Annotated in this window: 10 protein-coding genes and 2 pseudogenes; 4 read left to right on the top strand and 8 right to left on the bottom strand. The window is 50.1% G+C overall.

Annotation, left to right across the window (positions count from 1 at the left end; genetic code table 11):
- From HMPREF2907_RS13530 to HMPREF2907_RS05420, 4 genes and pseudogenes are all read right to left on the bottom strand, one after another.
- Positions 1-365 (bottom strand): annotated as a pseudogene (locus HMPREF2907_RS13530) (hypothetical protein); the annotation flags it as partial.
- Between the two features lie 40 nt (positions 366-405).
- The gene (locus tag HMPREF2907_RS05430; RefSeq protein ID WP_070680891.1) at positions 406-1,275 is read right to left on the bottom strand and encodes a meta-pathway of phenol degradation family protein; all 870 of its coding nucleotides are present in this window, start codon (positions 1,273-1,275) and stop codon (positions 406-408) included.
- A gap of 232 nt (positions 1,276-1,507) precedes the next feature.
- Positions 1,508-2,413 (bottom strand): metal ABC transporter solute-binding protein, Zn/Mn family, encoded by a 906-nt coding sequence (locus HMPREF2907_RS05425; protein WP_070680888.1) that lies wholly within the window; start codon positions 2,411-2,413, stop codon positions 1,508-1,510.
- 316 nt (positions 2,414-2,729) lie between these two features.
- Entirely contained in the window at positions 2,730-3,458 is a 729-nt protein-coding gene (locus HMPREF2907_RS05420) for a YebC/PmpR family DNA-binding transcriptional regulator (protein ID WP_070680884.1), read from the bottom strand.
- Positions 3,459-3,830: 372 nt separating this feature from the next.
- Here HMPREF2907_RS05420 and HMPREF2907_RS05415 point away from each other — a divergent pair, with 372 nt between their 5' ends.
- Positions 3,831-5,249, top strand: coding sequence for an alanine/glycine:cation symporter family protein (locus HMPREF2907_RS05415; RefSeq protein ID WP_070680881.1), 1,419 nt, complete (start codon positions 3,831-3,833; stop codon positions 5,247-5,249).
- A 61-nt stretch (positions 5,250-5,310) separates the two neighbouring features.
- On the opposite strand, the gene HMPREF2907_RS05410 is transcribed toward HMPREF2907_RS05415, so the two are convergent.
- Positions 5,311-5,796 carry a disulfide bond formation protein B gene (locus HMPREF2907_RS05410; RefSeq protein WP_070680879.1) on the bottom strand — a complete coding sequence of 162 codons (486 nt, stop codon included), beginning with the start codon at positions 5,794-5,796 and terminating at the stop codon, positions 5,311-5,313.
- 486 nt (positions 5,797-6,282) lie between these two features.
- On the opposite strand from HMPREF2907_RS05410, the gene rpsO reads away from it, so the two are divergent.
- Positions 6,283-6,552, top strand: coding sequence for a 30S ribosomal protein S15 (gene rpsO / locus HMPREF2907_RS05405; protein WP_016687799.1), 270 nt, complete (start codon positions 6,283-6,285; stop codon positions 6,550-6,552).
- A 114-nt stretch (positions 6,553-6,666) separates the two neighbouring features.
- Here the strand turns inward: rpsO and greB are convergent, their stop codons facing one another.
- From greB to HMPREF2907_RS13680, 3 genes and pseudogenes are all read right to left on the bottom strand, one after another.
- Positions 6,667-7,158, bottom strand: a complete 492-nt coding sequence (greB, locus tag HMPREF2907_RS05400) for a transcription elongation factor GreB (protein ID WP_070680923.1) — start codon at positions 7,156-7,158, stop codon at positions 6,667-6,669.
- 226 nt (positions 7,159-7,384) lie between these two features.
- Positions 7,385-8,926, bottom strand: coding sequence for a surface lipoprotein assembly modifier (locus tag HMPREF2907_RS05395; RefSeq protein WP_070680876.1), 1,542 nt, complete (start codon positions 8,924-8,926; stop codon positions 7,385-7,387).
- A gap of 291 nt (positions 8,927-9,217) precedes the next feature.
- Positions 9,218-9,325: pseudogene (locus tag HMPREF2907_RS13680) on the bottom strand (IS5/IS1182 family transposase); the annotation flags it as partial.
- Positions 9,326-9,598: 273 nt separating this feature from the next.
- Here HMPREF2907_RS13680 and HMPREF2907_RS05390 point away from each other — a divergent pair.
- On the top strand, positions 9,599-10,594 hold the full coding sequence (locus tag HMPREF2907_RS05390; protein ID WP_070680873.1) for a Slam-dependent surface lipoprotein: 996 nt from the start codon (positions 9,599-9,601) through the stop codon (positions 10,592-10,594).
- Positions 10,595-10,651: 57 nt separating this feature from the next.
- Positions 10,652-13,069: a TonB-dependent hemoglobin/transferrin/lactoferrin family receptor gene (locus HMPREF2907_RS05385; protein WP_070680869.1), complete on the top strand. Its 2,418-nt coding sequence runs from the start codon at positions 10,652-10,654 to the stop codon at positions 13,067-13,069.
- Positions 13,070-13,221 lie beyond the last annotated feature (152 nt).

The following is a 13,221-nucleotide window of genomic DNA, read 5'->3' as shown; positions in this document are numbered from 1 at the left end:
ATGAGTGTCCAAGATTTGGGGGCCAGTTCATTTTGCGCCAGTTTTGCTGAATATCTCTGATTATTAGTAATTACATTACCACCATTACGTAACACATTAACTGCCTGCCCCTGAGATAATTTACTTCCTTTAATTATATGAGTAAAACCACGCGACATTACAGTAACTCCCCGCCATGCAAGAGCAACCCAAGCCCCCTCAGTCTCCTTCATTTCCTTCTGAGAAAGCTCCGCCAACTGCATAGGCGTATCTGCCTGCGTGTGGAACACTTGGTTTTCAAATGCCTGATTATCCATGCTGTTTGCCATTGCGGGAGCGGCAATCATCGTCAGAATCATCATGGCTGCGGTAATTTGTTTTTTCATAAAAGTCCTTTTTTTACAAGGTTGGAAAATCAAAGCCTGCTTAAAACGTATGCTGTACGCCCAATTTCAGTTCGGAGCTGCTCTGCCCTGAAATATTGAAGCGTGCGGATGCGTTTAAAGACGTGGCTTTGGAGAAGCCGAGGCCTGCGCCGAGATGGGCGTAGGTAGATGTATTCCTTGCGGATTCTTTTTTGCCGTCCAGTCGGTCGGGCTGCTTGCCCAGCCATTGGATGCCGCCCGTGAGGCTGATTCTGTCGTTGGCGGCGAAGGATATATTGGGATTCAGCATCCAGTAGTTGCCTGCTTTGTATTTGACGTCGTCTGAAAGGGTTTTGCTGCCGTTGATGCGGTAGGCGGCAGTCAGGGCGAGCATGACGGGGTCGATGGCTTTGTAGGTGGTCGCGCCAATCAGCCATGATTTGCCTGACGGGGCTTTGCCGCGTGATTTTTCGTAAAGCGTGCCTTCAAGAAAGCCGATAAGGGCGGGATTTTTGTCGTCTTTGAGGAAAGTGTGGCTGATGCCGAGGGATACGTCGGAGAGGTGCTTGTCGCGGTTTTTGCTGCTTTCGCCGTCGAATTGTCGGTCTTCACGCCACAAGTAGCTGCCGCTGCCGTAGATTTCGGCATTTCCGGTCAAGCCGTAGCGCAGGCCGAGCGTACCGACGAGCATATCGCTGTTACTGCCGTTTTCCTGAATTTCGGTCGGGACGGGGATAAAGGAAGCGGAGCCGGTCTGAATGTAAATTGGCGCAGCAAGTTCGGAACGGCTGTTTTCGCTGTTGATATAGGTAACGGAAGCGTCGAGTTTCAATTTACCCTTGTCCGTCATGATGTCTTCGATATTCAAAGGCAGGTCGGCGCGGACAACCAACGGAGAAAAGATAACGAATGAAATAAGAATATTTTTCATATTGTTGTTTTATTGTTTTAAATTAAATTTTGCGGATATTAATGAAATTTAGTGTAGTTTGTCTAAATGATATTTTTGATGACGCCTTAAAATCTGATTTTTTTTCTATGAAGGTTTTATTTTTGCGTAAAATGCCGTTTGAAGCGGCTTATAAACAAAAGGTCGTCTGAAAACCATATTTTCGTTTTCAGACGACCTTTTGACTTTTTCAATTCAAACCAATCAAGCGGTTTTATTTCTTCATCGCATCAGTCAAGGCTTTGACGTTGTAGCGGTACATGCCGATGTAAGTATTGGCAGGTGCGCCACCGAGTGCGTCGGAGTAGAGTTTGCCGCTGACGTTGACGCCGGTTTCTTTGGCGATGCGGTCAACCATGCGCGTGTCTTTGATGTTTTCGGTGAACACGGCTTTGATGCCTTCGCGTTTGATTTGGCGGATGATGGAAGCCACTTGTTTGGCGGACGGCTCGGCTTCGCTGCTCACGCCTTGCGGGGCGATGAACTCGATATTGTAGCGTTTGCCCATGTAGGAGAACGCGTCGTGTCCGGTCAGAACTTTGCGCTTAGCAGCGGGAACGGTGTTAAACGCAGCTTGAGCGTCGCTGTGCAGTTTTTTCAGCTGCACTTGGTAGTTGCCCAAGCGTTGTTGGTAATAGGTTTTACCTTCGGGGTCTGCCTGAATCAGGGCGTTGGCGACGTTTTGGGCATAGGTTGTCATCAAGACGGGGTCGTTCCAGACGTGCGGGTCAAATTCGCCGTGGTCGTGGTGGTGGCCTTCGTGGTCGTGGTCATGATGATGACCGCCTTCTTCGGCTTTAAGCGCCTGTATGCCTTTGGCTGCTTCGGCGAAGGGGACTTTGCTTTGTTTGACGGCGCGCTGAACATCAGCCGCTTCCAGGCCCAAGCCGTTGAGCAGGACTAATTTTGCACCGCGGATTTTTTTGATGTCGCCGCTGGTCATGTGGTAGGCGTGGGTGTCTTGGTTGGAACCGACCAAATTTTGCACGGCAACACGGTCGCCGCCGATTTGTTTGGCAACATCGCCCAAAATGCTGAAGCTGGTAACGACGTTCATCGGGGCTGCATAAACTGCGCCGGACATTAATGCAGCGATGACGCCAAGTTTCCAATGTTTCATGTTTTCTCTCTCCAGATTGATATAACGTAACATTTTTATTTTAAAACAGTGGGACGGAATCTTCAAGCAGCCTCCGCTTATAGAGGGTTCCCTAGCCTAAAAGTTTTTAGGTACTGCAATTTTTAGTTTTCAGACGACCTTCGCACCTATTGTTTTCGTGGACGGAGTCCACGCTACGGCATTGTGTTGCCGACAAACGTTGTAGCGTGGGCTTTGCCCACGAGCCATTGAAAATTGAAGATTTCAGCAAACAAACCCCTAAAAATCTTAAACGCAAAAAAAGCAGACCCATCAGGCCTGCTTTCAATCTTTCCTATTAACCCAGATTCAACACCGCGGAGGTGTAAACGTCCTGCACGTCGTCCAAATCTTCCAGCGCGTCAATCAGTTTCTGCATTTTGACGGCGTCTTCGCCGGAGAGTTCGGTTTCGTTTTGGGCGCGCATGGTGACGTCGCCGTCAACGGATTTGTAGCCTGCGGTTTCCAATGCCGCTTTTACGCCCGCCCAATCGTTCGGGGCGGTGATGACTTCGATGGAGCCGTCGTCGTTGGCAATCACGTCTTCCGCACCGGCTTCCAGAGCGGCTTCCATCAGCGCGTCTTCGTCAACGCCGGGTTCGAACACCAGATAACCCTGATGCACGAAGTTGAACGCTACGCAGCCATCGGTGCCCAAGTTGCCGCCGTTTTTGGTGAACGCATGGCGCACGTCGGCGACGGTGCGGGTTTTGTTGTCGGTCAGGCAGTCCACCATCAGCGCCGCGCCGCCGATGCCGTAGCCTTCGTAGCGCAACTCGATGTATTCCACGCCTTCCAAGTTGCCCGTACCTTTGTCGATGGCGCGTTGCACGTTGTCTTTGGGCATATTGTTTTCGGCGGCTTTTTCCAAAGCCAGGCGCAGGCGCGGGTTGGCGCCGGGGTCGCCGCCGCCCATGCGGGCTGCGACGGTGATTTCTTTAATCAGACGGGTGAAGATTTTGCCGCGTTTGGCATCTTGACGGGCTTTTTTATGCTGGATATTCGCCCACTTGCTATGACCTGCCATATATGGATTCCTTTCAATTTTCCGCCTTATCCGGCGGACTCTTGCTCATTTTCAAAGGGCGCATTTTAACATAGGTTGAATATACCTAAAATATTCAGACGGCCCTGCATTCTGCCTAAAAGGTCGTCTGAAAACGCCGATAGCGCCCGACAAACGCAAAAATCTTGTCTTTGCCCAAACCTGACCCTTTTTTTCGTTTGCCTCACAAAAGGTTTACGGTATCATGCAGGCCTGCTTCAGGATTGTTGACAACTTGGGGCAAAACGGACGAAGCCGGCCTGCTCGCCGCGCCGTCCGACACAACGGCATTCAACGGAGTAACCGCCGACGGATGCCGTCATCTGTTCATTTTTCAATATAAGGTTTGTAATTATGGAAAAAACATTGTCTGCACTGGTGGGCGCAGTCAATCTGATTCTGTGGGACTACCTGCTGATTTACGCCCTTTTGGGCATCGGCCTGTTTTTCACACTCTATCTGGGTGCGCCGCAGATTACCAAATTTGGCGAAGGCCTCAAATCCGTTTTCGGCGGTTTGTTTTCCAAAAAAGACAAAGACGATAAATCTTTGTCGCAATTCCAAGCGCTCGCCGTCGCCGTCTCCGCCCAAATCGGCACGGGCAACGTCGCCGGCGTGGCAACCGCCATTACCGCAGGCGGGCCGGGTGCGATTTTCTGGATGTGGCTTTCCGCCGTTTTGGGGATGTCCACGATTTTCGCCGAAGCCCTGCTCGCGCAAAAATACCGCGTCGTCAGCCACGGCAAATACATCGGCGGCCCCGCGTTCTACATTACGCACGGCCTGACCCCAAAAATCGGGCGCGGCGCGGCGCGTTTCTTATCGGGCTTCTTCTCCATCGCCCTGATTATCGCACTGGGTTTTATCGGTAACGCCACGCAGGCAAACTCCATCGCCTCCTCCGTTACCATCGCCTTTAACGTACCGGCTTTGGCAGTGGGCATCACCCTCGCCATCCTTGCGGGCATGATTATCGTCGGCGGCGTAAACCGCATCGCCAACATCGCCCAATTCGTCGTGCCGTTTATGGCGATTATCTATATTTTGTGTGCCGTCGTTATCCTGTTTGAATTCTCCGACCACATCGTACCGATGTTCAACCACATCTTTACCGCCGCCTTCAATCCCGAAGCTGTGTTAGGCGGCGCAGCGGGTATCGGTATGCGCGAAGCCGTCCGTTACGGCGTGGCACGCGGGCTGTTTTCCAACGAAGCGGGTATGGGTTCGACGCCGCACGCGCACGCTACCGCCGACGTGAACCACCCCGTTCAACAAGGCTTGGCGGCATTTATCGGCGTCTTCATCGACACCATCTTGGTCTGCACCGCCACCGCACTGATTATCCTCCTAACCGATGCCAACCTTTCCGGCGAACAAGGCGCGGCGGTGACCCAATTCGCCTTCAGTAAAGCCTTCCCCAGCTTCGGTTCGCAACTGCTCGCCATCTGCCTGACCTTCTTCGCCTTCACCACCATCATCGGCTGGTACTACTTCGGCGAGTCCAACATCCGCTTCCTCTTCAGGGGAAAACACTTGGGCATCTACCGCGCGCTCGTGCTGCTGGCTATCGTGTTGGGCACGCTGGGCAAAGTCGATTTGGTTTGGAGCCTGTCCGATATGTTCAACGGCTTCATGGTCATCCCCAACTTAATCGCCCTATTCCTCCTGCGCAAAGAAATCCGCGCCGTTTACGACGATTATCTGGCGCAGAAAAAAGCAGGCAAAGGCTTGTCCTACCAATATGAATTCCACGAATTCCACGACAAGGCTTAATCCGCAATCGTGAAAAGGTCGTCTGAAAATTTTCAGACGACCTTTTTTAAATTCCGGACATTTATTTCGTTTTCAACCAAGCAAACCAAACCAATACGACAACGAAACAAAAATAAGCGATGCTCCAAACCGGCAGCGCAATACCCAAAAAATAATCCGGTACGGCACAATTACCGAAGCCGCGCACGATGGGTTCGAACCAGTCAAACAACGGCCAGTCCTTCAAGCGGAACGTCCACGGAGCGCCGCAGGAAGGTGCCGTACCCGGCGGCAGACTTTGCAACCACAACTGATAAGCCGCCGTCCCTATCCCGTACACAGCAGGCGCGCTGATAAGCAAAGCGGAAAACGTCCGCCCCACTTTGGAAGACTGACGGAAAAATACCGCCGGCAAAGCCGCCACCCCGACCGCCAATACGCACAAACGCTGCACGATGCACAATACGCAGGGATTCATCCCTAAAACATATTGCGAAACAAACGAACCGCAGGCAGCCAATACGGACAAAACGAGCAAAAACAAGGCTGTTTTTCTAAAAAAATTCATAATATCAAAGCTCTTTTAAATTTCAGACGACCTCTTCATGCCGTCAATCAGCGTCTATTTTACTACAAAACCCACGCCCTTCCGAAAAGCCCTACCCATTCGCTGAAATTCAAAAAAAGTACCCACGCCGCCATTTCTGTTCAAGCGGCAATCTGCAATAATCGCTGAATCTTGCCGAAATCAGAAGCCCGGATTCACGCCTGTTCAGGAAGTTCAGGAATGATGGGAATATTTTCCATTTTAACCTGCTGTAAAATGCACCGAATCAAAACTTCTCGCACATACTTTACGCCACACCCCGATACATTTTCAGACGACATTTCCACAATTTCGTATCAAAAACAGGATTCAGCCGTGCAAAACAGATGAAACTGTGGCATAATCCGCCCATCTTCACAAAAAGACTTCAGGAGTTTGAACGGGTTCGCGCTCGTCAAACTTGTCCGAACCGAATAACGGTTCTTTTATTTTTCGGAGTTATCCATCATGGCATTGACCGTAGAACAAAAAGCACAAATTGTTAAAGATTTCCAACGCAAAGAAGGCGATACCGGCTCTTCTGAAGTACAAGTCGCTCTGTTGACTTTCCGCATCAACGACCTGACTCCCCACTTCAAAGCCAACCCTAAAGACCACCACAGCCGTCGCGGCCTGTTGAAAATGGTCAGCCAACGTCGCCGTCTGTTGTCTTACTTGCGCCGTACCCAACCTGATACATACCGCAACCTGATTACCCGCTTGGGTCTGCGCAAATAATTTATGCTTTACCGGACACCGCTTGCAAAAGCGGTGTTTTTTTTATGGAAAAGGTCGTCTGAAAACGTATTGGTAAAGTTTTCAGACGACCTATCTCTTATGCTTGCGAGAGATTTAATCTATCCGTATATATTCCACCGACAAAATCTCAATCTCCTCGCGCCCTTCCGGTGTATTCAAGATGACTTCGTCCCCTTCTCTCGCTTTAATCAGACAACGCGCCAACGGGGAAATCCAAGAAATTTTGTTTTGCGCGGTATCGATTTCATCGACACCGACGATTTTGACGGTTTGCTCGCGCCCGTCTCCGCGCAACAGTCCGACGGTTGCGCCGAAAAAAACTTGGTCGGTCGCTTCGCGCAATTCGGGATCGACGATGACGGCAGCTTCCAAACGCTTGGTCAGAAAACGGATGCGGCGGTCGATTTCGCGCATACGGCGTTTACCGTAAAGATAGTCGCCGTTTTCGCTGCGGTCGCCGTTGCTTGCCGCCCAGTTGACGATTTGGACGATTTCGGGACGTTCTTTATTGACCAGTTGATATAGCTCGTCTTTCAACGCCTGCCAACCAACGGGTGTAATGTAGTTTTTGGTTTCGGTACTCATGATATATATCTGATTATTTGTGATATACGGCAGTTCCAACAAAACTCCGAACTGCCGCATTGAAATGACTGATTCTACCGTCCTTAAGACGGAAGGTTCAAGCTGTCCATATTGATTGCAAAACCCTATCCATCGGCTTGAAAATGCCGCAAAGGTCGTCTGAAAGCCTACGATGCCCGTTTTCAGACGACCTTTATTGATTAAGTATTCGAATTTTAGGCTGTTTTTAAAAATTCCATTCAGCTCCCAACGACCATTGACGGCTGCTGCGTCGTGCATAAGGGGCATTGCTGCGGATGCGGCTGTATCCGTAATTTAAGGTCGGCGTGATGCCTTTGTAGGACAATTTGTCATGGCTGAGGCTAACGGAGAGAGCGCGCTCGCGGTTGCGTTGCGGCTCCGTGCCGAATGCCATAATGCCTTTATAGCGGCGGTTGGCAAATGAAGCGGTCAGGCGGCTGTTCAGCCCACCCAAAAACGGCCATTGCTGTATCCAGCCTATATTGAACCCGTTGCGGCGGTAGGCGGCATTGTTGACGGCATTACGTATGTTTTTGTTTTCAGGAACAAATCGGTTGTATTGCCAACCGCCGAACAGGGTCGTATTGCCGAAACGGCGTGCCAGGGAGAGATAGGTGCCGTCGTGCCAACCGTCGTTGCGCAGCGCACGATCGGTTTCCCGATAGTTTTGGCGGTAGCGTTCCAGCGAGTAATAAAGTTGTGTCGCGTTGCCGAGATTGACCATATGCGAAAGCTGTACGCCGACCCCGTGTGCCAGCATATACGGCGCGGCGCGGCGGTTTTTTTCTTTTTTGCTGTCAAATTCGCTGCTGCCCGCCAACTGTGCCTGATAAAACGGTAAAACGCTGACGGTTTGTTTGCCGTCCTTGCGCTGCCAGCCCAAATAAGCCCTGCCGAACGCATCGTCGTAAGCCGATTGGCGGTCGAAAAAATAGCTCGTTCCGCTGAGGTTGGCGCGGAATTTGACGGCGTGATGCCCGTACAGCGGGGTGAGTTTTTCGGTGTTCAATTCGTAATTCAAGCCGTTGGCACTGACGGGCAAAGTAACGCTGCATGCGGTTTGCCCCCTTGTTTCGATGCAATAACGCGGAGCAGCATTGTTGGCATTATCGTTATGCACGGGACTGATTCCGCCTGACCATTTCCATTCCGTCTGCCGTCTGACGGCTTCTTGAAAGCGTTTGACGTTTTCCAAAACGGGGGCAGGTATATCGCGTTGCGCGGCATGGCGGAAATGCGCCGCCGCCTCGCCCAAACGATAATCCTGAAACTCTGCAGCCGCCAAATCCAATAATATGCGGTCGTCTGAAACGTCGGATTCATAAAGGGTACGATAACGCTCGACCGCTTCGGAAGTCCGCCCTTTCAACTTTGCCAGCAAAGCATCGGCACGCGTAATCAGCTTGGGATTGTGGTTGGGCTGTTTGCGGTAAAGGGCGGCAAGCGAAGAAACCAAATCTGCGCTATTGCCGTTGAGTGCTTGAATCAGCGCGTCCTCGAGAATACGCGGGTTTGCCGCTAAAAAATTATCGCCGACCACAGTCGGTTCTCCTGCATTCTCATTCTTTTCAGACGACCTTTCTTCTTCGGACAAAATATCCAGCCATTGTTTTTGCTGCACTTGTACGGCAGCATCCTGAGAAGGCGCATCCTGCCGGACACCCCCTTCGGGCAATTGAGCCAGGACTGCGGAAGGCAACAGACAACATAAAGATGCCGAAACCATTTTTTGTTTTATTCTTAACATTCAAAATCATCCGAAATATATGTGCGTATATCGCAAGGATAGCCAAATGCAACCCACATACCCTACTGATTCCCCCCAGTCAGGGATTTACGTCTGCCAAAGGTCGTCTGAAACTTTTCAGACGACCTTATTTTTGCGTAAAAGCAACAGATTCGCATTAAGATGCAGCATTATAGAGATAAAATTCCAAAACAAACATAACTGATTTATTTTTATGGTTTTACAAATTATTCAAATGTTATTCAACGTAGATTCACGAAATGAATCAAGCCAACCGACCGAACTCGCCTAATATAGTAGCTTAACTTTAAACCGGTACGGCGTTGCCTCGCCTTGCCGTACTATTTGTACTGTCTTCGGCTTCGTCGCCTTGTCCTGATTTAAATTTATTCCACTATATATCTTCCAAATCCAGAGCGATAGCTTGATCCACACTACACTAATTTCCTCTACCGGCAACGAAGTAGCGGCATCAAATCAGACATTCAGATTAAATTCCAACTCAATATCATTCATTTATTTACTACCTAATATTAACTCTAAAAACTATTTAAATTATTAAAAACCATTTGGGTATTGCCAAAATATTATAATTATTACACAATATTTGAATATAATTAGTAATAATTATCATTATTTAATAAAATATATACCAATTAAGTGAGATCTGTCATGAAAATCAAAGTACCTGCAATTTCTGCGGCAACAACCCTGATCCTGACTGCCTGCACGGGAGGAGGCGCATCCGAACCCAAAGTCCCCGTTGCCATTCCGACAGCGCAACCTATCGCCAATATCAAGCTGAGTGATGAGAGCAGTGCAATAAAGACCATAAACACCCTTTCCCGTAAAGGCGGCAGTCTGCATGAAGCGGAGCTCGAAGTGAAAACATCATGGGGCAGCTACCCCGATAAACAATATGTCTATCAAACCCCTTCCGGCAACTATTACAACATCAGCTCATATTCCGACCCGATTGTCCCCTCCTATTCCAGTCCGTCTTATGCCCTGCGTACCCGCCACGAAGGTCAGCCTTTGTCTGAAGGTGGAAAACTGTTTGTCTGTTGCAGCAATTCCGGACAGTTCATCAACGCCCCGGCAACCAAACAGGACCATCTCAAATTCGGCGCATGGATAAATGCAGACGGCACGGCAGACCTGTTTGTCGGCGGCAAACCCGTCGGAACGGCGAAACCGTCATGGAGCACACCGTCGGACAGTACAGTGGCAAAAGGCAAAACCACATACGAAGTTTGGGCAGTCCGCGTCCGCAACGGCAATATCGTTACCTCCACCTATGAGCCCGGAAAATCCTTTGGGTCGTCTGAAAAAACCACGCCCAAGCTTTCGCTGCTGACTGCCAATTTCAACACCAACAAACTCGGCGGCACGATTTTAGGTAATGCGGATTACGGTCCAGATGTTGTGATGAGAGATGTTGGCATCAACGGCGTTGATTTCTCGGGCACTGCCGAATCCGACGGAAAAAACGGAAAAGTCGAAGGGAAATTCTTCGGTCAATTCAACGGCGGTTATAAAACAGAAGTCAGCATAGGCGGTAAAGTAACCTTTAATGCCGATAAATCGTTGGATACCGTATTCGGCGGTGTAGAAAACTCATCAGACCGCGATACTACAGATAAAAGCTTGACACCTGTCAGCAAGTAACCGCACATCAAACATCCCGATAAACCGATAATTCAGTACATCTTAAAGAGGCAAAAAATGTCCTTCCCCTTCAAACCCGTACTGCTGGCAGCCATTGTCAGCCAAACTTTCCCTGCCTTCGCTGCCGACCCCGTACCACAAGCCCATCAGGACTTGAATGAAGTCAAAGTCATCGGCGGCCGTAAAGCCCAAAAACTCGGCGAAGAGAAAGTCCGCCGTCAGGCATTGGATAAACAAATGGTCTCTGATGAAAGCGACTTGGTACGCTACGATCCGGGCGTCAGCGTCGTCGAAGGCGGACGCTCAGGTTCTAACGGTTTTACCATACGCGGCGTCGATAAAGACCGTGTCGCCATCAACGTGGACGGGCTGGCACAAGCAGAAAGCAGGTCGTCTGAAGCATTCCAAGAACTGTTCGGCGCACACGGCAACTTCAATGCCAACCGCAACACTTCCGAACCCGAAAACTTCTCGGAAGTTACCATCATCAAAGGCGCGGACTCGCTCAAATCCGGCAGCGGCGCATTAGGCGGTGCCGTCAACTATAAAACCAAATCCGCAAGCGACTATGTTTCCGAAGAAAAACCTTACCACTTAGGCATTAAAGGCGGCTATATCGGACGCAACAGCCAAAAATTCAGCAGCATAACCGCCGCTGGAACCTGGTTGGGACTGGATGCATTGATGGTCTATACCCGCCGTTTCGGTAAAGAAACCAAAAACAACAGCGACGCTGCCGATACCGTCATCACCGACAGCAAACAAAGCTGGAGTCCGAATGCCGGCATGACCAACTACGGCAGCCGCGGCATAGCGCGCAGCAAACCTGACCCTCAAAATTGGGAAAACATAAGCACCCTGTTCAAGCTGGGTTACAACTTCAACGATCAAAACCGTATCGGCTGGATTTACGAAGACTCTCGTACCGACCGCACAACGACCGAATTGTCCAATATGTGGGCGGCAGACTGGAAAGGCGACGCACTGGGCGACACCCGTTCCCGCCAAGACATCTCCTACCGCAAACGCATCGGTTTTGAATACAAAAACCAACTTGACAAAGGTCCATGGGACAGTCTTAACCTGCGTTACGACCGTCAAACCATCGACATGAGCACTTGGACTTGGGACTTGCCGACCGATTACGCCAGCAACGGGGTCAACAGCGACGTGTACCATATGTTCCGCAACATCCGTCAAAAAAATACCCAATTCGGTGCCGATGCCGAAAAACAAATCGACTTCTCCAAATCGGTATGGGCAATGCAATACGGATTGGGTGGTTCCCAAAACGACAACGGCAATAGAGATCATAGCTATTGGGTACGCCTATACGACCCGAAATACCAAACGTCCAACAATCAAGAATTAACCATGCTGGTCGAAAGCTCCTCCAAAAACCGTTTTGCCTACTGGAACAACACCTTCCAATTCGGCGACAGTAGCCAATACCGCCTCAATGCCGGGGTTCGCTACGACAGCAGCAGCAGCAAAGCCAAGGACAATCCCAACTATACCCCTGCCATCCGCGGTCAAATCCCCTATCTTGGCAGCGAGCGTAAACACAGCGGTTTCAGCTACGGCTTAGGACTAGACTGGAAATTCACACCGCATTTGAATCTTTTGGCAAAATACAGCACTGGCTTTCGCGCGCCGACTTCGGACGAAACCTGGCTCTTGTTTCCGCATCCTGACTTCTACCTTAAAGCCAATCCTAACCTGAAGGCAGAAACTGCCAAAAACTTCGAGCTGGGACTTGCCGGCAGCGGCAAAGCAGGAAACTTTAAATTCTCGGGCTTCCAAACCCGCTACCGTAATTTTATCGAGTTGACCTACATGGGCGTATCTTCCGACAATCCCAACAGCCCCAATTATGCGCCGATTTCCGATGGTACCGCCTTGGTCAGCTCGCCTGTTTGGCAAAATCAAAACCGCTCCTCCGCATGGGTGAAAGGTTTGGAATTTAACGGCACATGGAACCTCGACAGCATCGGTTTGCCGCAAGGCACGCACGCAGGTGTCAACCTTAGTTATATCAAAGGCAAAGCCAAGCAGAACAACGGACAGGAAACCCCGATTAACGCCCTTTCCCCGTGGTCTGCCGTTTACAACCTGGGCTACGATGCTCCTTCCAAACGCTGGGGCATCAACGCATACCTGACCCACACCGCAGCTAAAAAACCGTCTGACACCGTCCACAGCAGTGATGATTTGAACAATCCCTGGCCTTTTGCCAAGCACAGCAAAGCCTATACGCTTTTCGACCTGACAGGCTACGTCAACCTGGGCAAATATTTCACCCTGCGCGCCGGTGCGTACAACATCGGCAACAAAAAATACTATACTTGGGAATCGCTGCGCAGCATCCGCGAATTCGGCATAGTCAACCGCGTCGACAACAAAACCCATGCCGGTATAGAACGCTTCACTTCTCCGGGCAGAAGCTACAACTTCACGCTTGAAGCCAAGTTCTAAAAGCGTTTGAAGTAACAAGAAAGGTCGTCTGAAACTTGAAATCCAAGTTTCAGACGACCTTTTTCTATTGATATACCACAATCGGCAGGCGAAATCCTCAACAAACGTTTATGAAATGAAACAACAAATATAGTGGATTAAATTTAAATCAG

It is taken from the genome of Neisseria sp. HMSC055H02, assembly GCF_001813335.1.
Taxonomy (GTDB): Bacteria; Pseudomonadota; Gammaproteobacteria; order Burkholderiales; family Neisseriaceae; genus Neisseria; species Neisseria sicca_C.
Note: the sequence above shows the minus strand (reverse complement) of the source record. Positions and strands in the feature narration are given on the sequence as shown.